This window comes from Streptomyces hokutonensis (assembly GCF_000376565.1).
Taxonomy (GTDB): Bacteria; Actinomycetota; Actinomycetes; order Streptomycetales; family Streptomycetaceae; genus Streptomyces; species Streptomyces hokutonensis.
In genome coordinates this window covers 62,379-81,841 of the sequence record NZ_BARG01000007.1, presented here as the reverse complement: position 1 = coordinate 81,841, position 19,463 = coordinate 62,379, and the positions used below count along the sequence as shown (strand labels likewise).

Sequence of the window (19,463 nt, the reverse complement as noted above, 5' to 3'; positions counted from 1 at the left end):
GGGTCGGGCGGGAGAATGCTCGGCACGTCCATGGGGCGGACCGGGGTGACGGGCGGATCAACCCCGTCTAGGTTCTCGCGACGAGTGACGTAACAGGTGTCGACCGACCATTGGCGGGAGGTCGGCATGGACCGGTAGTGTTCGACATTGCCGAACGGTGGCGGCAGCGTCGCGCATCGGCGGTCGAACGGGACGGAGGCAGTACGGCGATGGCACGGAACATCCAGTCGCTCGAACGGGCGGCCGCGATGCTGCGCCTGCTCGCGGGCGGCGAGCGACGGCTCGGCCTCTCGGACATCGCCTCGTCGCTCGGCCTGGCCAAGGGCACCGCCCACGGCATCCTGCGCACCCTCCAGCAGGAGGGCTTCGTCGAGCAGGACGACGCCTCCGGGCGCTACCAGCTGGGCGCGGAACTGCTGCGCCTCGGCACCACGTACCTCGACGTGCACGAACTACGCGCGCGTGCCCTGGTGTGGACGGACGACCTGGCCCGCTCCAGCGGCGAGAGCGTGCACCTGGGCGTCCTGCACCAGCAGGGCGTCCTGATCGTCCACCACGTCTTCCGGCCCGACGACAGCCGCCAGGTCCTGGAGATCGGCGCCATGCAGCCACTGCACTCCACGGCCCTGGGCAAGGTGCTGTCGGCCTACGACCCGGTCGCGCACAGCGAGGTCCTGGAGGCCGACCGCAAGCCCTTCACCGAGCGCACGGTGTCCGAGCTGGCCGACTTCGAGCACGTCCTGGACGTGACCCGCGCGCGCGGGTACGCGGCCGACGTCGAGGAGACCTGGGAGGGCGTCGCGTCCATCGCCGCGCCCATCCACGACCGGCGGCGCATGCCGGTCGGCGCGGTCGGCATCACGGGCGCCGTGGAGCGCCTGTGCCGGCCCGACGAGGACGGCGCGCTGCGGCCCGAGCTGATCGCCGCGGTACGGGACTGTGCCCGCGCGGTGTCGCGGGACCTGGGCGCCGGGCGGTTCTGACCTCAGCGGTTCCACAGTCCGACCTCACCTGTTTCACAGCGAGAACTCACCGGAACGTCATTGGGACGTTCCGGTATTAGTCGTACTCTGGACGTCAAAGTCGGCCAAAACGTCAAATCGCCACACACAGTGTCCGCCCGACTGCCGTGCGCATCGACCACGAGACCGATAGCTCACGCCAATCAATAACGATCGTGTTTTCGATAACAGCACTCTTGACGCGCCTGTAACCCCGGAGCAAGACTCCCGTCCATCGGTCGGCATTGTCGAACACCTACCGGCAATACGCGCTAGAGTGTGGCAACGCCAAAGGCCGGCATCGCTCTCACCCCCGAGGGCGCACGAACCCCCGGCGGGACCCGGGGTTCGGCTTCCCTGGACGAAGGACAAAGGAGTCGCGGGTGTCCAGCTCCGACATCTTCATCGGCGAGACCATAGGTACCGCCGTACTCATCCTGCTCGGCGGTGGCGTCTGCGCCGCCGTCACGCTGAAGGCCTCCAAGGCCCGTAACGCCGGCTGGCTGGCCATCGCCTTCGGGTGGGGTTTCGCCGTCATGACGGCCGTGTACATCTCGGCACCGCTCTCCGGTGCCCACCTCAACCCGGCCGTGACGCTCGCACTCGCGATCAAGGACGGTGGCTGGGACAACGTCCCGATCTACTGGGGCGGCCAGCTGCTCGGCGCCATGATCGGCGCGACACTGGTCTGGGTGGCCTACTACGGCCAGTTCCAGGCGCACCTGACCGACAAGGAGATCGTCGGCGAGCCGGCGGCCAAGGCCGTCGAGGCCGAGGAGAAGGGCGCGGGCCCGGTCCTGGGCATCTTCTCCACCGGTCCCGAGGTCCGGAACGTGGTGCAGAACCTCGCCACGGAGATCATCGGCACCGTCGTCCTGATCCTCGCCATCCTGACGCAGGGTCTGAACGACAAGGGCAACGGCCTCGGCACCCTGGGCGCCCTGATCACCGCCTTCGTGGTCGTCTCCATCGGTCTGTCGCTCGGCGGCCCGACCGGCTACGCGATCAACCCGGCCCGTGACCTGGGCCCGCGCATCGTGCACGCGCTCCTGCCCCTGCCCAACAAGGGCGGTTCCGACTGGAGCTACGCCTGGATCCCGGTGGTCGGTCCGCTGATCGGCGGCGCCATCGCTGCAGGCCTCTACAACGTCGCTTTTGCTTAGAAGCAGAATTCCAAGCACTTCCGAGCACTGAAGCAGCCGTAGAACCAGTCCTCATGACCACGGAACCCCTCAGGAGCACACAGTGACCGACGCCCACACCGCCGGACCGTTCATCGCGGCCATCGACCAGGGCACGACCTCCAGCCGCTGCATCGTCTTCGACCGGGACGGCCGTATCGTCTCCGTCGACCAGAAGGAGCACGAGCAGATCTTCCCGAAGCCGGGCTGGGTCGAGCACAACGCCACCGAGATCTGGACCAACGTCCAGGAGGTCGTCGCCTCCGCCATCGAGAAGGCCGGCATCACCCGCGACGACATCAAGGCCATCGGCATCACCAACCAGCGCGAGACCACGCTGCTGTGGGACAAGAACACCGGTGAGCCCGTCCACAACGCCATCGTCTGGCAGGACACCCGCACCGACGCGCTCTGCAAGGAGCTGGGCCGCAACGTCGGCCAGGACCGCTTCCGCCGCGAGACCGGTCTGCCGCTCGCGTCGTACTTCGCAGGGCCCAAGGCCCGCTGGCTGCTCGACAACGTCGAGGGCCTGCGTGAGCGCGCCGAGGCCGGCGACATCCTCTTCGGCACCATGGACAGCTGGGTCATCTGGAACCTGACGGGCGGTGTGAACGGCGGCAAGCACTACACCGACGTCACCAACGCCTCCCGCACCATGCTGATGAACCTGCACACGCTGGCCTGGGACGAGAAGATCGCCGAGTCCATCGGCGTCCCGCTGAACATGCTCCCGGAGATCCGCTCCTCCTCCGAGGTCTACGGCGAGGTCACCGGCGGACGCCTCGGCGAGCTGCTCGGCGGCATCCCGGTCGCCTCCGCGCTCGGCGACCAGCAGGCGGCCCTGTTCGGCCAGACCTGTTTCGCCGAGGGCGAGGCCAAGTCCACGTACGGCACCGGCACCTTCATGCTGATGAACACCGGCGAGAAGATCATCAACTCCTACTCGGGCCTGCTGACCACGGTCGGCTACCGGATCGGCGACGACGCGCCGGTCTACGCCCTGGAGGGCTCGATCGCCGTCACCGGTTCGCTGGTGCAGTGGATGCGCGACCAGATGGGCCTCATCTCCACCGCCGCCGAGATCGAGACCCTCGCGCTCTCGGTCGAGGACAACGGCGGCGCCTACTTCGTGCCGGCCTTCTCCGGTCTGTTCGCCCCGTACTGGCGCTCCGACGCCCGCGGTGTGATCGCCGGTCTCACCCGGTACGTCACCAAGGCGCACCTCGCGCGTGCGGTCCTGGAGGCCACCGCCTGGCAGACCCGTGAGATCACGGACGCCATGACGAAGGACTCCGGTGTCGAGCTCGCCGCGCTCAAGGTCGACGGCGGCATGACCTCCAACAACCTGCTGATGCAGACGCTCTCGGACTTCGTCGACGCCCCCGTGGTGCGCCCGATGGTCGCCGAGACCACCTGCCTCGGCGCCGCCTACGCCGCCGGTCTGGCCGTCGGCTTCTGGACCAGCACCGACGACCTGCGCGCCAACTGGCGCCGGGCCGCCGAGTGGACCCCCAACATGGCCGCGGAGAAGCGCGACCGTGAGTACAAGAGCTGGCTCAAGGCCGTCGAGCGGACCATGGGCTGGCTCGAGGACGAGGAGTAAGAACCCCACATGACCAGTCAGTCCACCCTGCAGTCCGTGCCTGCCCTCGGTACGCACCCGGCCTCCGGCTCGAACCCGAGCCGGGCCGAGACCCGGGAGCAGCTCTCCAAGGCGACGTACGACCTCCTCGTCATCGGCGGCGGCATCCTGGGCATCTCCACCGCCTGGCACGCCGCGCAGTCCGGGCTGCGGGTGGCCCTGGTCGACGCCGGCGACTTCGCCGGTGCCACCTCTTCCGCCTCCTCCAAGCTCCTCCACGGCGGTCTGCGCTACCTGCAGACCGGCGCGGTGAAGCTGGTGGCGGAGAACCACTTCGAACGCCGTGCGGTGTCCCGCCAGGTGGCTCCCCACCTGGCGAACCCGCTCACGTTCTACCTCCCCGTCTACAAGGGCGGTCCGCACGGTGCGGCGAAGCTCGGGGCGGGCGTCTTCGCCTACTCCGCGCTCTCCGCGTTCGGCGACGGCGTCGGCCACCTCCTGTCCCCCGCCAAGGCGGCGCAGGACGTGCCCGAGCTGCGCACCCAGAACCTCAAGGCCGTGGCCGTGTACGGCGACGACCAGATGAACGACGCCCGCATGGCGCTGATGACGGTCCGCGCGGCCGTCGAGGCGGGCGCGGTCGTCCTCAACCACGCCGAGGTCACCGGCCTGCGCTTCACCCAGGGCCGGGTGACCGGGGCGGAGCTGCGCGACACGACCTCCGGCGACGAGTTCGGCGTGAGCGCCCGCCTGGTGCTCAACGCGACCGGCCCGTGGGTCGACCACCTGCGCAAGATGGAGGACCCGAACGCGGCCCCCTCCATCCGCCTGTCCAAGGGCGCGCACCTGGTCCTGAAGCGCACCTCCCCCTGGAAGGCCGCGCTCGCGACCCCGATCGACAAGTACCGCATCACCTTCGCCCTCCCCTGGGAGGACATGCTGCTGCTCGGCACCACCGACGAGGAGTACGAGGGCGACCCGGCGGACGTCTCGGTCAACGAGAAGGACATATCCCAGATCCTGGACGAGGCCGCGTTCTCGGTCCGCGACCAGCAGCTCTCCCGTGACCTGATCACGTACTCCTTCGCCGGTCTGCGCGTACTGCCCGGCGGCCCCGGCAGCACGGCGAAGGCCAAGCGCGAGACCGTGGTGACCGAGGGCAAGGGCGGCATGCTGTCCGTCGCGGGCGGCAAGTGGACCACCTTCCGGCACATCGGCCGTACGGTCATGCAGAAGCTGGAGTCCCTCCCCGGCCGCCCGCTCGGCGAGGACTTCGAGCCGATCTCCTCCCTCCCGAAGAAGCTCCCGCTGCCGGGCGTCGCCAACCCGCGCGCGGTCGCCCGCCGCCTCCTGGTCGACAACCCCGCCCCGGGCCCGCGTATGGCGGCCGACACGGCGAAGCACCTGGCCACGCACTACGGTTCCCTGGCCTTCGACATCGCCCGACTCGCCAACGAGAACCCCGAGTTGGGCCAGCGCGTCCACCCCGACGCCCCCGAGATCTGGGCGCAGGTCGTCTACGCCCGCGACCACGAGTGGGCGGAGACGCAGGACGATGTCCTGCGGCGCCGGACGACGTTGACGATCCGTGGGCTCGCTACGGACGAGGTCCGGGCGAAGGTGCAGGATCTGCTCGACAAGAAGTAGTCGCTACGACGTGGAAGGGGCGGTTCCCGGCCGGGAACCGCCCCTTCCACGTGCCCGGCGCATGCTGCTCACACGTGCCAACGGCCCATGCCCCGCCGACGATTCGCACTTCCGCACGCCCCGCCGGTGATTCCGCGCGCTCCCTCACACGGGTAGCCGACCGGCGGTCCACAGCCCGTCCGGCCCGTTAGAACAGTTGGCTTCCGGCACAGCGGTCGGGCCATGGGGTCCGGCCCGGGGAGCAGCGGTCGTATGCAAGGTGGATGGCACAGCGCGCGGGTGCGGCGGCGGCTCGGGTTCGCCGTGTGCGGGGGCGCGCTCGCGGCGCTGGCCGGGGTGCTGCGGCTGTGGTGGAGCGACGCGGCCACGGCCGGGGTGATGGTGTCGGCGATCGGCGCGTTCGTGTCGATCGCGGCGCTCGTCGCCGATGTGCTGCGCGGCGACGCCGATCCGCCCCCGCGCTCGGCCGACGAGGACCGCCGCCGGGCCGCCGACGCGCTGGCCGAGGCCGTACAGGAGCAGTGGTCCGCCGAGGCGAGGCTACGGCGGCTGCAGGACCCCGCTCCGCTGGACGTGGCCTGGGCTCCGGCGGACCGTTGGCTGGCCGATCACCCGGAGAACATCCGGCGGGGCCGGCCGCTGCCCGCGCCCCGGGGGCAGCGGATCGAGGACGTCACCGGGTCGTTCGCCGCGCTGCCCGGACGGCGGCTGGTGGTGCTGGGTGGTCCGGGGTCGGGCAAGAGCGTGCTGGCGATGCGGTTCGTGCTCGGCCGGCTGGCCGCGCGGCGGTCCGGCGGTCCGGTCCCGGTGATCTTCCCGCTGGCGGGCTGGGACCCGAGGCGGACCGGGCTGCGCGACTGGCTCGCGGGGCGGCTGGCCGCCGAGCACCGCCCGCTGGCCGCGGTCACCGACGGACGGCACACCCTCGCCCGGGGCCTCCTCGACGCGGGGCTCGTACTGCCGGTCCTCGACGGCTTCGACGAACTGCCCCGCCCCGTCTACGGGGAGGCCGTACGCCGCATCAACGCCGAACTCGACGGCAATCTCCCGCTGTTGCTCACCAGCCGGGCCGAGGCGTGGGCGAAGGCCGTGACCGAGGGCGATGTGCTGACCGCCGCCGAGGTGGTCGAGCTGCGCCCGCTCGGCCTCGCGCAGGCCGGGGCCCATCTGGAGCGCACGGCACGGCCGTTACGCCCTGGGGAGGGTGCGCCGGGCACCGTGTGGACACCCGTGCTCCGGGAACTCACGGCGCGGCCGGACCGCCCGGCGGCGCGGGCGCTCACCACTCCCCTGATGGTGGCGCTGGCCCGCGCGGTCTACGGCGACACGTCCCGCGACCCGTCCGAACTCCTGGACCCGGACCGCTTCCCGACCGTGGAGGCCGTCGAGGAGCATCTGCTCGGAGCGTTCGTGCCCGCCGCGTTCGCGGACTCCGGACCGGCGGCCACCTCTGACGCGGTGCGCCGACTCACCTTGCTGGCAAGGGCGTTGGAGCGGCGCGGCACCGGTCGGCTGGCGTGGTGGGAGCTGGAGTCGATGCTGCCGAGGGCCGTCTCCGTCCTGGCACCGGGACTGCTGTCGCTGGCCCTGCTGTCGTTAGTGGTGCTGCCGGTGACGGTGGCACGCGCGGCGAACGAACTGGCGGGAGTGGAGGATCTCGCGTCCGTACTCGCCACCCTCCTCGGCCAGACCGTGGGCTTCGCGTTCGGGGAGGCGTTCCTGCTCCCGTCTGCGGACACCTCGTCGGGCCGCCGCGCCCTCGTCCGCCAAACGCTGATCACCGCCGGGATGAGCGCACTGCTGTGGGCGGGCTTCGCCTACGCCGACGATCTGCGGTTCGGCTTCCGCTTCGGCGCGGTGACGGACGGCTGGGTGCCCGATCTGCTGGGCGGCTGCCTGTTCTCGCTCCTCTTCACCCTCTTCTTCGGCATCGCCGGGCTGTCCCGCCACCCGGTGCCGCTCTCACTGCCGTGGAGCGGCAGCGCGGAGCGCGCGGTGGCCCGGACCTGCGGTGCCGCCCTGCTGCTGAGCGGCCTCGGCCTGGCGTGCGCGGTGGTGACCGGCCGGTCCGGCAACCCCTGGACCGGGCTGATCGGCATCACCTGCGCGGGAGCGGGCGCGGCCCTGCTGATGAGCGGTGGCCGCCGGGCCGGGCAGGACCTCGCGCTCGCGCCCCGGTCCGGCCGCATCGCCCGACGGTTCGCGGCGGGCGCGGTCCGAGGCACCGCCGCCGCACTGCTGATCGGGGTCACCGCTTGCACGGTCGCGGGGCTGACGGCGGCCGGGGTGACCGTGCTCAAGTCCGGTTCCACGGCCGCCCTTTCGGGTCGGACGATCGACGGCTGGCGTTTCACGCAACACCCCGGCCTGCGGACGGCGACCACCAGGCGTGAGCTGCACGGCACGCTGCTCCTCCCCGGCAACGGAGCCCGGCCGATCGCCTACCCCGAGGGCACCCGACCCCCCGACTGCGCGATCCCCCTCCTCGCCGACCGCCACTGTGTCCCCTTCACCGCGCGGCGCACGGTCTTCGAGTCCCGGGACGGCGCGGTGGTGGTCCGCCTCGGCCTCACGGACCACACGGCTACGACGGCGTACGCGGCGAACCTGCGGTCCGTGCTGCCGGCGTCGGCCCGCGACTGGCTCACCGCGGGCCCGCCGTCGGGCGTGCTCCGGCGCTGTCTGCCGCCGCTGATGGCAGGCGGTGTGCTGGTCGGGATCGTGGGCGGCTGCGTGTGCGGCGTCTACCGCGCGCTGAGCGTCCCGTCGGACGTCATGCGCGCGGCCGGCCCCGGTTCGTCCCTGCGTACGGACCGTGCGGCGTCCTTCACCCGCGGCGGCCTGGTGGCTCTGCTGGTGGCCGCGGTCTGCGTACCGGTGGTGACGCTGCCGGGCGACTGGGGCGGACTGGTGCACATCGGCACCCAGTTGTGGCTGCCGCTGGGTTCGGCCGCGCTCGCGCTGAGCGCGTGGGGACGCTTCACCGTCGCCCGAGCCTGGCTCGCGGCGACGGGCCGGATGCCGTGGCGCCTGTTGACGTTCCTGGAGGACGCCCACCGCCGTGGTGTCCTACGGCAGTCCGGCGCGGGTTTCGAATTCCGACACCAGCGGCTTCAGTCCCACCTGGCGGGCCGCGATACGCCCCCGGCGGTCACCGGTCGCCCGGCGGACGGGCCGGCGCGACCGCGCGAGTCCCAGGACCGCTCGGTGCAGGCAGGGGGACCCCTCGGCTCCCACCCGGCCTCAGACCAGCCCCCGGACAGCCTCCGGTGAGGTCAACTCCCCGCGCCGCACAATGAGTTCACGCCCCAGCAGCAACGCCCGCCGAGACGCGGGAACCGGATCCGGCAGCGTCGTCAGGTCCGTCAGGTGGGCGAAGCCGATGATGCGGCGGACGATCTCCGTGCCGGCGTAGCCGACGGAGTCGGTCCAGACGTGGGAGAGGAAGCGGTCGAGGTAGGCGTCGTCGAAGAAGGTGTCGACGCGGGTCTGCCACAGGCGGCGGAACTCCGTCTCGAACGCCTCCCAGGAGAGGCGGAGTTGGTCGCCGTGGTCGGTCGACGTGCCCAGCGCACGCGCCCGTTCCTCCGACACCAGCACATTGGCCCAGTACAGCCCGAGGTCGTAGCCGATCGGGCCGACGAAGGAGAACTCGGGGTCGAAGACCCGTACCACCGGGGCACCTTCGCGCTCACCGACCATCACGCTGCCGGTGTGCAGGTCGCCGTGGAGGAGGGCCTGTGCGCTGGTCATGAACGTGTACCGGAGGTCCGCGACCTCCGTGCGCAGGCGTGCGTCCTCGCGGAACTCGGCCGCCAGGTCCGTCAACTCCGGGAGCCAGTGGTTGTGTTCGTGCTCGATGTACGGCTCGGACAGCACCACGTCTTCCGTGATCTTGCACAGCTCCGGGCTCACCGAGGCCGCGATCAGCGCCTTGCGGTCGGCGGACTCCATGCCGAAGTCGCTGGTCGCGAAGGCGAGTTGGGCGACGAACTCGCCGATCCGCGCCGAGGTGTCCGGGCCGTAGGACGCGCCCTCGTTGAGGACCGTGCGCAGGACCTCCAGGTCGGACATGTCCTCCATGACGAGGGCGTAGTTGTCGGCGTCGTAGCCGTGGATCGTCGGGATCTTGTCGGGGGCGACCCGCGCGACCTGCTCGTATGCCCTTGCCTCGGCGTCGGCGCGCTCCGGGCTCATCGGCCAGGAGGGGCCGGCGACCCGCACCCAGGGCAGCGCCTGCTTGATCGCGAGGCTCTGGCTGCCGTCGGCGTTCGAGGCGAGGAACACCCGGTTCATGTTGCCGTCCGACACCTCACGGACCTGGATGTCGGTCACGTCCGCCCAGTGGCCGCGCTCGTGCAGGTACGCCGGGATGTCGTCGGTCTCCAGGATGCGGTAGCCCATCGTACGAACTCCTCGAACTTCCTTATGCGGTGCGGCGCTTGGACAGGGTGAAGCTGAAGACCAGGGCGAGGATGAGGACCGCGCCCTCGACGACGTCCTGGGTGTAGTAGGGCAGGCCCTTGATCGTCAGACCGGTGGTGATGATGCCGATCAGTACCGCGCCCAACGCTGTGCCCCACACGTTCGGGCGGCCTCGGCCGAGGACCGACGTTCCGACCAGCGCGACGGCTACCGCCTCCAGCAGCTGCGACGTGCCCGCGCTCACGTCTCCCTGGCCGATGCGGGACGCCAGGATCAGGCCGCCGATGGAGGCGAGGACGCCGGAGAGGACGTAGGCGAGGGCCCGGTACGCGCCGACGCGGATGCCCGCGAGGCGGGAGGCCTCCGGGTTGGCGCCGATGGCGTAGAGGACGCGGCCCCAGCGGGTGCGGGCCAGGAACACCCAGGCGATCACCGTCAGCGCGCCGAAGATCACCACCGAGATGGGGACGCCGAACAGCGTGCCGCGGTCGATGCGCAGGAAGCCGGCGGTGAACTTGCCGGGGGCGGTGGTGCCGTCGGACTGGGTCATGCCGGCGGAGATGGACTGGCCGTCGACCAGGATGAGTTTGGTGCCCTGGATGACGAACATGGTGCCCAGCGTGGCCAGCATGTCCGGGATCTTCATCACGACGATCAGCAGGGCGTTCAGGAGTCCGGCCAGTGCGCCCGCCGCGATGACGGCGAGGATCGCGACCGTGCCGACCTGGTTGTACGTCACCATCGTCTTCGCGGCGACGGTGACACCGAGCCCGGCGACCGCGCCGACGGACATGTCCATTCCGCCGACGGCCATGGTGAGGGTGACGCCGAGGCCGAGGATCGCGGCGACGGAGACGTACCGGAGGGTGTCGAGGAGGGTCGCGGACTCGCGGAAGGAACCCTCGGTCAGTGCGAAGTACAGGAAGAGCACGACCGTGACGAAGATGAAGCCGTACTTGATGACGGCGTTCTGGACGAGCACGGCGGTGGAGACGGCGGGCCGGGCCGCGGCCTTCGGTGCGGTCTCGGAGCTCTGGGTGGTGGTCATGGCGTACTTCCTGCCGTGGCTTCGTGCGGGGCGGGCATCTCACGGACGCCGTGCTGAGCGGCGGGCATCATTCGGACGCCGGACTGGTCGGCCGGTATCACTCGGACGCCGGACTGGTCGGCCGGCATCACACGGACGCCGAGATGGTCTGGATCACGCGGTCGCGTTCCGCGTCTTCGCCGTACGCGTCGAGGTGGACCTCACCAGCCGCCAGCACTGCGACCCGGTCGGCGATCTCAAGCACCTCGTCGACGTCGGCCGACAGCACGAGTACGGCCGCACCCTCCGCAGCCAGCGCACGCGCCCGGCGGCCGATGTCGCGCCGGGCGCCGATGTCCACGCCTCGGAACGGCTCGTCCAGGATGAGGACGCGAGGAGTGTGTGCGAGCCAGCGGCCCACGACGACCTTCTGCTGGTTGCCGCCGGAGAGTTCCTCGACCGTGCTGTGCTCGTCGCGGGCGACGACACCGAGGGCGTCGATGGTCTCGCGGCCGAGGGCGTCCTCCTTGCCCGTGTTCACGAGTCCGCCCCGGGACAGGGACTTGAGGAACGGCAGCGAGATGTTCTGCGCCACCGACCAGCCGGGGACGAGCGCGTCGGCGTGCCGGTCCTCGGGGACGAGATGGACGCCGGCGCGGATCGCGTCGGCCGGGCGGCGCGGCGCGTAGGGCTTGCCGTCGAGCGTGACCGTGCCGGTGGCGAAGGGCTCGGCGCCGAACAGGCCGCGGGCGAGTTCCGTCTTGCCCGCGCCCAACAGGCCTACGACACCGGTGACTTCACCGGCGCGGAGGTCGAGGTCCAGGGGTGCCCGTCCCTCGAAGAGGCGGACGCCGTGCAGCGCGAGGACGGCGTCCCCGTGCTCGCCGGAGTGCTGCGGGCGGGCCGTCGTCACCTCGTGGGCCTGGGCGAGCATCGCGCGCAGGGCGCTGTCCCAGTCGAAGGGCTTGACCTGGTCGTCGGTGAGACCGCCGTCCCGCAGGACGACCAGGCGGTCGGCGAGGGCGTCGATCTCGCCAAGGCGGTGGGAGACGTAGAGGACCGCGATGCCGTCGTCGCGCATCTTCTCGACGAGGGCGAAGAGCCGCTGCGCCTCGGCGGCGGAGAGGGCGGAGGTCGGTTCGTCGAGGATGAGCAGCCGGGGGCGGGTGGCCAGCGCGCGGGCCAGGATGAGCAACTGGCGGTCGGAGATGCCGAGTTCGGTGACGTCGCGGCGCAACACGGCGTCGCTCCAGTCGAGTTCCAGCGCGGCCTGGATCTCGCGGGCGCGGGCCAGCACGCGGCGGCCGTTCAGGAACGGGTTGCCGCGGCGCCGGGCCAGTTCCTCGAAGACCAGGTTCTCGGCGACGGAGAGGCCGGGCACGATGCCCTCGCCGATCCGCTGATGGACGGTCTGGATGCCCAACTGACGGGCGGCCGAAGGAGATTGGAGAGCTGCGGGTTCCCCGGCGACCCGCACCTCCCCGCCGTGGTCCGTGTGCACGCCCGACAGGATCTTGATCAGCGTGGACTTGCCGGCGCCGTTCGCGCCGAGCAGCGCGACCACGCTGCCCGGGGCGATGTCGAGCGAGACGGAGGCCAGCACCGTCTTGCCGCCGAAGGCCATGCTGACGTCGCGGAGCGAGACCGCGGCGTCAACGGCCGTGTCAGTGGGCGACATTGGGGATCCAGTCGGCGGTGCTCACCTTGGAGAGGTTCAGGGCGGGCAGGGCCGCGCGCAGCTGGTCCATGTTCTCGATCTTGTTCTTGCGCAGGAAGTCCTGGGTGATGGCGACGGCCGGGAAGTCGACGGAGGTCTTGTTCAGCTGACCGGCCAACTCCAGTGCCGCCGTGCGGACCACGGCCGCGCCGACGGCGGACGGGTCGGTGCCGGCGGTGGCGACCCACGGGCTGTTCGCGGCGGTCATGTTCTGGATGTCGGCGTTGGAGACGTCCGCGCCGAAGACCTTCACCTTGCTCTGGAGCTTCTTGTTCTGGACGGCGAGGACGGTGCCCTTGGCGAGCTCGTCGTAGGGGGCGAAGACGCCCACCACGTCGGAGTGCTGGGTGAGCGCGGCGGAGACCAGGGGAACGTTGTCGGTGGCCGTGGAGTCGGTGACCTTGCCGACCTTGAACTGCTGCTTCCAGCCCTGGGCGGCGACTTCCTTCGCCCAGACGGTGTTGCGCTTGTCGAGGGCCGCGTAGCCGGCGACGTTGACGTAGCCGACCTTGGCGTTCTTGCCGACCGTCTGGGCCATCACGTCGAGGACGGCCTGCGCCATGCTGGCGTCGTCCTGCTCGGTGCTGATCACGGACTTGTTGGTCTGGTCGACGTCGTAGACGACGACCTTGATGCCCTTCTTCACCGCCTGGTCGATCTCGGGCTGGATCGTCGACGGGAAGCCGTGGTCGATGATGATCGCCTGCGCGCCGGAGTTGATGGCCGAGGACAGGTCGGTGGCCTGCTTGGCGTTGTCGGCCTGGGCGTCGTACACGGTCAGGTCGACGCCGAGGGCCTTGGCCTGCGCCTTGGCGCCGTTGCCCCACTGCTCGAAGTAGTCGCCGGCGCCGCTCTGCCGGACGAGCGCGATCTTGACCGTGCCCTTGCTGAAGGGGGCCGGCTTCTTGCCCGTGGCGGCCGAGGCCGAGGCGGCGGTGTCGGCGGTGTTCTTCGACGCGTCGCCGGACTGGGAGCAGCCCGCGAGGAGGAGGGCCGAGGCGGAGGCCAGCGAGAGCGCGGCGAGGGGGACACGGGTGCGGGACATGAGGGGCTCCAGGTGCAAGGTGGTGCAGAAGGGGTGAAGGACGGGCGTGCGTGACCCGGAGCGTGGGAAAAGGAATCAGCCACCGCGAACGGGTGGTGGACCGCGGCACGAAAGGCTCGCGGGGCTCCGGATGTGGTCAGCGACAGCTGGCTGTGGTCGACCGGAGCAAGTCCACGTACAGCCGCCGCACGAGCAGCAGCGTCTTCATAGGGAGATCATGAGAATGTTTTCAGCCATTGGTCAAAGGGATGGAAGCGGTTTCTCAGCTGGTGAGACAACGACTACGTCACATCAGGCCTGTTCACCGGTGGCGGTTACCATCACATAACCGGTCGCGACCCAGTACAACGGGCCGCGCAGCAGCCGCTTTCCGCCCTCCACCGGTCCGGTGTCCGTCTCGGTATCCGGACATCACGCCCACTTTTTCGGAGTTGTTCCCATGACCCTGCTCACCACCTGGCCCGAGTCCGGTCCCGAGAACCTCGTGCGCCGCACCGCCGACCCCGTCGAGATCGCCGCCGCGCTCGCGCCCCTCGGTGTGCGCTACGAGCAGTGGCCGATCCGCGAGGACGTCCCGGCCGACGCCGACAGCGAGACCGTCTTCGCCGCCTACGGCCCGGAGATCGACAAGCTGAACGCCGAGGAGGGCTTCACCACCGTCGACGTCCTCGGTCTGCACCCCAGCGACGACCCGGAGTACCCGGCGAAGGCGGCCGGCGCCCGCGCGAAGTTCCTCCAGGAGCACACGCACGACGACGATGACGAGGTCCGCTTCTTCGTCTCCGGCTCCGGCATCTTCTATCTGCACGTGAACGGCGAAGTGCACGCCGTCTACTGCGAGAAGGGCGACCTGCTCGGCGTGCCGCGCGGCACCACCCACTGGTTCGACATGGGCACCGAGCCCGCCTTCACCGCGATCCGCTTCTTCCACGAGGAGGACGGCTGGGTCGGCAACTTCACCGGCTCGACCATCGCCTCGCGCTTCCCCGACTACGACACGATCGACGCGGGCTACCAGCAGGACAAGGCCGCCGCGTGACCTTGCGGTACGACGTGGACGCCGTGGTGCTCGACATCGAGGGCACCACGAGCGCCACGGGCTTCGTGGTCGACGTCCTCTACCCGTACTCGCGCTCGCGCTTCGCGGCCCTGCTCGCCGAGCGGGCCGACGACCCGGCCGTGTCCCGGGCGATCGCGCAGGTCCGCGAGTTGACGGACACCCCGGACGCCGACGCCGTACAGATCGAGAAGACCCTCAACACCTGGCTCGACGAGGACCGCAAGGCCACGCCCCTCAAGACCCTCCAGGGCATCATCTGGTCCGAGGGCTTCGCCCGCGGCGACCTCGTCTCACACTTCTACGACGACGTCGTGCCGGCCCTGCGCTTCTGGCACACGGCGGGACTTCGGCTGTACGTCTACTCGTCCGGCTCGGTGGCAGCGCAGCGCGCGTGGTTCACCTCCAGCCCGGAGGGCGACCTCCTCCCCCTCGTCTCCGGTCTCTACGACACGGAGAACGCCGGTCCCAAGCAGGAGCCGGAGTCGTACCGCCGTATCGCGGCGGCGACCGGCACCGAGCCGTCCCGGCTGCTCTTCCTCTCCGACCGGCCCGGCGAGCTGGACGCGGCCGTGGCCGCGGGCTGGCACGCGGTGGGTGTACGGCGGCCGGGAGAGCCGTACTTCGAGCAAGGCGCCGGCGACCACGCGCAGGCGGGGGCGTTCGACGAGATCGGCATCACCAGTTCAAGGAGCACCACGTGACCACCGAGATCAGTGACCTCGACCTGAAGGAGGCGGGGGCCCAACTCGCCGCCGAGTCCGCCCGGTTCGCCTCGTTCGGCTGGATGCGGGGGACCTCCGGGAACCTGTCCGTGGTGCTGGCCCGGGATCCGCTGCGGCTTGCTGTGACGGCGAGCGGGCACGACAAGGGTGAACTGACGCCCGCGGATGTGGTGTTGGTGGACGGGAACGGGGCCGCCGTGCGCGGCGGCAGGCCGTCCGCCGAGGCCGAACTGCACGCCCGTGTCGCGGCGTTGACCGGTGCCGGTGCCGTCGTCCACGTGCACACCGTGGCGTCCGTCGCGATGGGGCGGCGTGAGCCGGGCGGGATCGTGTTCAAGGACGTCGAGATGCTCAAGGGTGTTGGTCAGCCCGCGCATGACGTGGAGGTGACCTTGCCCGTCATCACCAACAGCCAGGACATGAAGGTGCTCGGGGATCGGCTGGAGGCGGCTCGGGACCCGAGGATGCCGGCGGTGGTGGTGGCCGGGCACGGGCTCTATGTGTGGGGCGCCGACCCGCGGCAGGCGCGGCATCACACCGAAGTCGTGGAATGGCTGCTGGAGTTGGAGCTCACCCAGCGCTGACCGGCGCCGGGGACGTGCGTGGTCGCAGGCGCTCCCCCTGCGGCCCGAACATGATCAGGTACTCGACCGGAGCGCCGGAGCCGGCGTTCGCGACCCCGTGCGGGGTGCGGGTGTCGAACTCGGCCACGTCCCCGGCCGTCAGGACGAGGTCCTGGTCGCCGAGCGCGAGCCACAGCCGCCCGTACAGGACGCACAGCCACTCGTAGCCGTCGTGCGAGACCTGCCGCGGACGCGCCGACGGTTCCTCGACGGCGGGCAGGACGTGCTTGTGGGCGTGCAGACCGCCGACATAGCGGGTCAGCGGCAGGACCGCCTTGTCGTCGCCGAAGCTCAGCGGCACCGGGGTGCGGCGCTCGGCCGCAGGTGCGGTCGCGGTGCCGGCCAGCTCGTCCAGGGAGACGCCGTACTCCTTCGCCAGGTGCAGCAACACCTCCAGGGTGGGCCTGCGCCGGCCGGTCTCGATCCGCGACAGCGTGCTCGGCGAGATGCCGGTCGCGCGGCCGACGCCGGTGAGCGTGGCGCCGCGACGCTCGCGTGCGGCCCGCAGCCGGGGGCCCATCGCCGCCAGCGTCTCGGCCAAGCCGTCGCCTGCCATCGCCCCTGCACCTCCCGAACACGGTCCCGCACTGCCCTGTCCTGCAAGTTTGCCAGATTGGCAACGCTCTTCGCGTCGGGCGGTCGCCGCGCCGCATGATCGACGGGTACCCGCGACCACCGGCGAACCGAGGAGAAGCCCCATGCAGTCCGAGCCGCCCGCCGCACTCCGCCACCGCACCGTCGAGGGCCCGGCCGGGCGCCTGCACCTGGTCGAACAGGGCACCGGCCCGCTGGTCCTGCTCGTGCACGGCTTTCCCGAGTCCTGGTACTCCTGGCGCCGGCAGCTCCCGGCCCTCGCCGCGGCCGGCTACCGGGCGGTGGCGATCGACGTGCGCGGCTACGGCCGCTCGTCCCGGCCCGCGGCGGCCGACGCGTACCGGATGCTCGACCTGGTGGAGGACAACGTCGCCGTCGTGCGCGCCCTCGGCGAGGAGGACGCGGTGGTCGTCGGCCACGACTGGGGCGCCGGCATCGCCGCCGCCTCCGCCCTGCTCCACCCCGGGGTCTTCCGGGCGGTCGGCCTGCTGAGCGTCCCCTACGCTCCGCCCGGCGGGCCCCGCCCCAGCGAGGTCTTCGGCCGGATCGGCGGCCCCGAGCAGGAGTTCTACGTCTCCTACTTCCAGGAGCCCGGCCGCGCCGAGGCGGAGATCGAACCCGATGTCCGGGGCTGGCTCGCCGGCTTCTACGCGGCCCTGTCCGCCGACACCATGCCCGCCCCGGGCGAGCCCGACCCGCACTTCGTCGCCCGCGGCGGCCTGCTGCGCGACCGCTTCCCCGCCGGTGTCCTCCCGGCCTGGCTCACCGAGGACGAACTCGACGTCTACGCCGGGGAGTTCGAGCGCACCGGACTGACCGGAGCCCTCAACCGCTACCGCTGCATGGACCGCGACTGGGAGGATCTCGCTCCCCACCGCGGAGCCCCGATCAAGCAGCCGTCCCTGTTCGTCGGCGGCACCTCGGACGCCTCCACCATCTGGATGTCCGACGCGATCGCCGCCTTCCCGACCACCCTCCCCGGCCTGACCGCGTCCCACCTGCTGGACGGCTGCGGCCACTGGATCCAGCAGGAACGCCCCGAGGAGGTCAACCGCCTGCTGACCGGCTGGCTCGACACTCTCACGGGCTGAGGGCGGGGTGCCCTGTCGCCCGGACCGGGTTCACGCTTCGTCGCGGTGGGTGAGGTGGCCGTCGGTGAGCCGCCAGTAGTGCTGATGAGGGGTCAGTCGCCAGGTCTCGTCGGCGTCGATCGCCCGCGTGACCCATGCGTGCAGTTGCGGGAGGGCCTGCGCCCGCAGAACGGCGCGGGTGGCGGCACGTTCGGCGGCATCCACCGGGTGGACGTCTATACGGAAGCCGACCATGTCCGGGGGCATGCCGCGGCCGTAATTGCGGGAGATCGGAGCGATCCACTCCGCGCCCAGAACGATGGTCCCGCTGTCCTGTCCGGTGAGGAAGCGCAGGTCCGTGACTCGGGTCATGAAGGGGCCGAGACACTCTTCGATGTCGGTGGTGGTCAGTGGCCAGGCACGGTGCCTGGGCAGTCTTCGATTGCGTGCGGACATGGCACGCAGAATGACAGAACCGGTCGGACGGGACGAGGAAGAATCTCCTGGCCGCGAACCCAGGGACTCAGCGGAGCTCGGACGAACTCACGGAACGTCCCATGTTCAGCCGGTCTCCGGGGAGTTCACCGGCCGACACCTCCAACACGCCCCGCTCCGTGACCAGTCCGGTGACCAGGCGGCCCGGAGTCACGTCGAACGCGGGGTTGTGCCCGCGCGACTCCGCCGGAGCCGTCCGCACCCCCGCCCACTCCAACACCTCGGCCTCGCCCCGGAGTTCGATGTGGATCTCATCGCCGGTCTTGGTGGCCAGGTCGACCGTGGTGGTCGGGGCCGCGACCAGGAACGGGATGCCGGCGTCCGCGCAGGCCAGGGCTACGCCGACCGTGCCGACCTTGTTCGCGGTGTCGCCGTTGGCGGCGATGCGGTCGGCGCCGACGACGGCCGCGTCGACCTCGCCGCGCAAGATCGTGCCGGCTGCGGCGCCGTCGGCCTGGACGTAGTGCGGGATGCCTTCCTGGACCAACTCCCAGGCGGTCAAGCGGGATCCCTGGAGGAGGGGGCGGGTCTCGTCGGCGTAGACGACCTCCACCAGCCCACGCGCGTGCAGTTCGCGGATGACGCCGAGCGCGGTACCCCACCCGGCGGTCGCCAGCGCACCGGTGTTGCAGTGCGTCAGAATCCTCAACGGCCGCTCCACACCCACCCGTTGGACCAGCCAGTCCGCGCCGAACACACCCATCGCGCGGTTGGCCGCGACGTCCTCACGCTGGACGGCGGCGGCCTCTTCGAGGACCGCGTCGAGGCCTTCGCCGAAGCGGGTCATGACCCGGTCCACGCCCGCCATGAGGTTGACCGCGGTGGGCCGGGCCTCACGGACGCGGGCGACCGCCGCGCGCACCTCGGCCTCGGTCCAGCCCTCCCGCTCGCCCTCGATGATCGCGAGCGCGACACCGTACGCGCCGGCCGCCCCGATCGCGGGCGCCCCGCGCACGACGAGACGCTGGATCGCGTCGACGAGGGTGTCCACATCGTGGACAGCCACTGTCTCGTGGCGGTGCGGGAGCAGGGTCTGGTCGATGAGCGCGAGGCCGCTGCCGGTCCAGTCGACCGCACGCAATTCCTGGGGCATAACGGGACACTCCTGCTGTTCCGATGGTGTCGGACACCGTACATGACCTCGAAGAACCACAGTTCGAGACAGTCGAGCAGGTGTCTCAAAACGAATGTTAAAGTCCAGCACCCGCAGCCCGAAGGCCGAGACGAAGGAGGACGTGTGCTGCTCACCGTGCGCCGTTTCCTCGATCACGGCC

The 19,463-nt window shown here is 70.9% G+C and carries 16 protein-coding genes; 9 read left to right on the top strand and 7 right to left on the bottom strand.

Annotated features, from left to right (window positions below; translation table 11 throughout):
• Positions 1–209 precede the first annotated feature (209 nt).
• From SSP08S_RS03045 to SSP08S_RS03025, 5 genes are all read left to right on the top strand, one after another.
• Complete coding sequence (locus SSP08S_RS03045; RefSeq protein ID WP_019066101.1) at positions 210–983, top strand: IclR family transcriptional regulator; 774 nt, start codon at positions 210–212, stop codon at positions 981–983.
• A 401-nt stretch (positions 984–1,384) separates the two neighbouring features.
• A complete protein-coding gene (locus SSP08S_RS03040) occupies positions 1,385–2,164 on the top strand; it encodes an MIP/aquaporin family protein (protein ID WP_019066100.1) in 780 nt (259 codons plus the stop codon).
• Positions 2,165–2,246: 82 nt separating this feature from the next.
• On the top strand, positions 2,247–3,785 hold the full coding sequence (gene glpK / locus SSP08S_RS03035; RefSeq protein WP_019066099.1) for a glycerol kinase GlpK: 1,539 nt from the start codon (positions 2,247–2,249) through the stop codon (positions 3,783–3,785).
• A 9-nt stretch (positions 3,786–3,794) separates the two neighbouring features.
• Positions 3,795–5,411 carry a glycerol-3-phosphate dehydrogenase/oxidase gene (locus SSP08S_RS03030; RefSeq protein WP_019066098.1) on the top strand — a complete coding sequence of 539 codons (1,617 nt, stop codon included), beginning with the start codon at positions 3,795–3,797 and terminating at the stop codon, positions 5,409–5,411.
• 252 nt (positions 5,412–5,663) lie between these two features.
• A complete protein-coding gene (locus SSP08S_RS03025) occupies positions 5,664–8,684 on the top strand; it encodes an NACHT domain-containing protein (RefSeq protein ID WP_043259245.1) in 3,021 nt (1,006 codons plus the stop codon).
• Here the strand turns inward: SSP08S_RS03025 and mtnK are convergent.
• The 4 genes from mtnK to SSP08S_RS03005 form a co-directional block, all read right to left on the bottom strand.
• Positions 8,655–9,815, bottom strand: coding sequence for an S-methyl-5-thioribose kinase (mtnK, locus tag SSP08S_RS03020; RefSeq protein WP_019066096.1), 1,161 nt, complete (start codon positions 9,813–9,815; stop codon positions 8,655–8,657). The two genes, SSP08S_RS03025 and mtnK, sit on opposite strands and share 30 nt — an antisense overlap.
• Before the next feature lie 22 nt (positions 9,816–9,837).
• A complete protein-coding gene (locus tag SSP08S_RS03015; protein ID WP_019066095.1) occupies positions 9,838–10,884 on the bottom strand; it encodes an ABC transporter permease in 1,047 nt (348 codons plus the stop codon).
• 127 nt (positions 10,885–11,011) lie between these two features.
• Positions 11,012–12,541 (bottom strand): sugar ABC transporter ATP-binding protein, encoded by a 1,530-nt coding sequence (locus SSP08S_RS03010; protein WP_019066094.1) that lies wholly within the window; start codon positions 12,539–12,541, stop codon positions 11,012–11,014.
• Positions 12,528–13,625: a substrate-binding domain-containing protein gene (locus SSP08S_RS03005; RefSeq protein WP_019066093.1), complete on the bottom strand. Its 1,098-nt coding sequence runs from the start codon at positions 13,623–13,625 to the stop codon at positions 12,528–12,530. The genes SSP08S_RS03010 and SSP08S_RS03005 overlap by 14 nt, the downstream gene beginning before the upstream one ends.
• A gap of 439 nt (positions 13,626–14,064) precedes the next feature.
• Here SSP08S_RS03005 and SSP08S_RS02995 point away from each other — a divergent pair, with 439 nt between their 5' ends.
• Genes SSP08S_RS02995 through mtnB form a run of 3 tightly spaced genes read left to right on the top strand, consistent with a single transcriptional unit; the run spans position 14,065 to position 15,991 of the window.
• Positions 14,065–14,664: a 1,2-dihydroxy-3-keto-5-methylthiopentene dioxygenase gene (locus SSP08S_RS02995; RefSeq protein WP_019066091.1), complete on the top strand. Its 600-nt coding sequence runs from the start codon at positions 14,065–14,067 to the stop codon at positions 14,662–14,664.
• Complete coding sequence (gene mtnC, locus SSP08S_RS02990) at positions 14,661–15,386, top strand: acireductone synthase (protein WP_019066090.1); 726 nt, start codon at positions 14,661–14,663, stop codon at positions 15,384–15,386. Before SSP08S_RS02995 ends, mtnC begins: the two co-directional genes overlap by 4 nt.
• Positions 15,383–15,991, top strand: a complete 609-nt coding sequence (gene mtnB / locus SSP08S_RS02985; RefSeq protein WP_019066089.1) for a methylthioribulose 1-phosphate dehydratase — start codon at positions 15,383–15,385, stop codon at positions 15,989–15,991. Before mtnC ends, mtnB begins: the two co-directional genes overlap by 4 nt.
• Here mtnB and SSP08S_RS02980 read toward each other — a convergent pair.
• The gene (locus SSP08S_RS02980) at positions 15,978–16,586 is read right to left on the bottom strand and encodes a helix-turn-helix domain-containing protein (RefSeq protein WP_019066088.1); all 609 of its coding nucleotides are present in this window, start codon (positions 16,584–16,586) and stop codon (positions 15,978–15,980) included. The genes mtnB and SSP08S_RS02980 overlap by 14 nt on opposite strands.
• A gap of 142 nt (positions 16,587–16,728) precedes the next feature.
• Here SSP08S_RS02980 and SSP08S_RS02975 point away from each other — a divergent pair, with 142 nt between their 5' ends.
• Complete coding sequence (locus tag SSP08S_RS02975; RefSeq protein ID WP_019066087.1) at positions 16,729–17,715, top strand: alpha/beta fold hydrolase; 987 nt, start codon at positions 16,729–16,731, stop codon at positions 17,713–17,715.
• A gap of 30 nt (positions 17,716–17,745) precedes the next feature.
• On the opposite strand, the gene SSP08S_RS02970 is transcribed toward SSP08S_RS02975, so the two are convergent.
• Positions 17,746–18,150 (bottom strand): hypothetical protein, encoded by a 405-nt coding sequence (locus tag SSP08S_RS02970; protein WP_026178136.1) that lies wholly within the window; start codon positions 18,148–18,150, stop codon positions 17,746–17,748.
• Positions 18,151–18,217: 67 nt separating this feature from the next.
• Positions 18,218–19,282: an S-methyl-5-thioribose-1-phosphate isomerase gene (mtnA, locus tag SSP08S_RS54740; RefSeq protein WP_019066085.1), complete on the bottom strand. Its 1,065-nt coding sequence runs from the start codon at positions 19,280–19,282 to the stop codon at positions 18,218–18,220.
• Positions 19,283–19,463 lie beyond the last annotated feature (181 nt).

What these genes read in the sequence shown, in the direction of transcription:
- SSP08S_RS03045 (WP_019066101.1), top strand. Translation starts at nt 210, where the DNA reads ATGGCACGGAACATCCAGTCGCTCGAACGGGCGGCCGCGATGCTGCGC.
- SSP08S_RS03030 (WP_019066098.1), top strand. Translation starts at nt 3,795, where the DNA reads ATGACCAGTCAGTCCACCCTGCAGTCCGTGCCTGCCCTCGGTACGCAC.
- SSP08S_RS03025 (WP_043259245.1), top strand. Translation starts at nt 5,664, where the DNA reads ATGCAAGGTGGATGGCACAGCGCGCGGGTGCGGCGGCGGCTCGGGTTC.
- mtnK (WP_019066096.1), bottom strand. Translation starts at nt 9,815, where the DNA reads ATGGGCTACCGCATCCTGGAGACCGACGACATCCCGGCGTACCTGCAC.
- SSP08S_RS03015 (WP_019066095.1), bottom strand. Translation starts at nt 10,884, where the DNA reads ATGACCACCACCCAGAGCTCCGAGACCGCACCGAAGGCCGCGGCCCGG.
- SSP08S_RS03010 (WP_019066094.1), bottom strand. Translation starts at nt 12,541, where the DNA reads ATGTCGCCCACTGACACGGCCGTTGACGCCGCGGTCTCGCTCCGCGAC.
- SSP08S_RS03005 (WP_019066093.1), bottom strand. Translation starts at nt 13,625, where the DNA reads ATGTCCCGCACCCGTGTCCCCCTCGCCGCGCTCTCGCTGGCCTCCGCC.
- SSP08S_RS02995 (WP_019066091.1), top strand. Translation starts at nt 14,065, where the DNA reads ATGACCCTGCTCACCACCTGGCCCGAGTCCGGTCCCGAGAACCTCGTG.
- SSP08S_RS02980 (WP_019066088.1), bottom strand. Translation starts at nt 16,586, where the DNA reads ATGGCAGGCGACGGCTTGGCCGAGACGCTGGCGGCGATGGGCCCCCGG.
- SSP08S_RS02975 (WP_019066087.1), top strand. Translation starts at nt 16,729, where the DNA reads ATGCAGTCCGAGCCGCCCGCCGCACTCCGCCACCGCACCGTCGAGGGC.
- SSP08S_RS02970 (WP_026178136.1), bottom strand. Translation starts at nt 18,150, where the DNA reads ATGTCCGCACGCAATCGAAGACTGCCCAGGCACCGTGCCTGGCCACTG.
- mtnA (WP_019066085.1), bottom strand. Translation starts at nt 19,282, where the DNA reads ATGCCCCAGGAATTGCGTGCGGTCGACTGGACCGGCAGCGGCCTCGCG.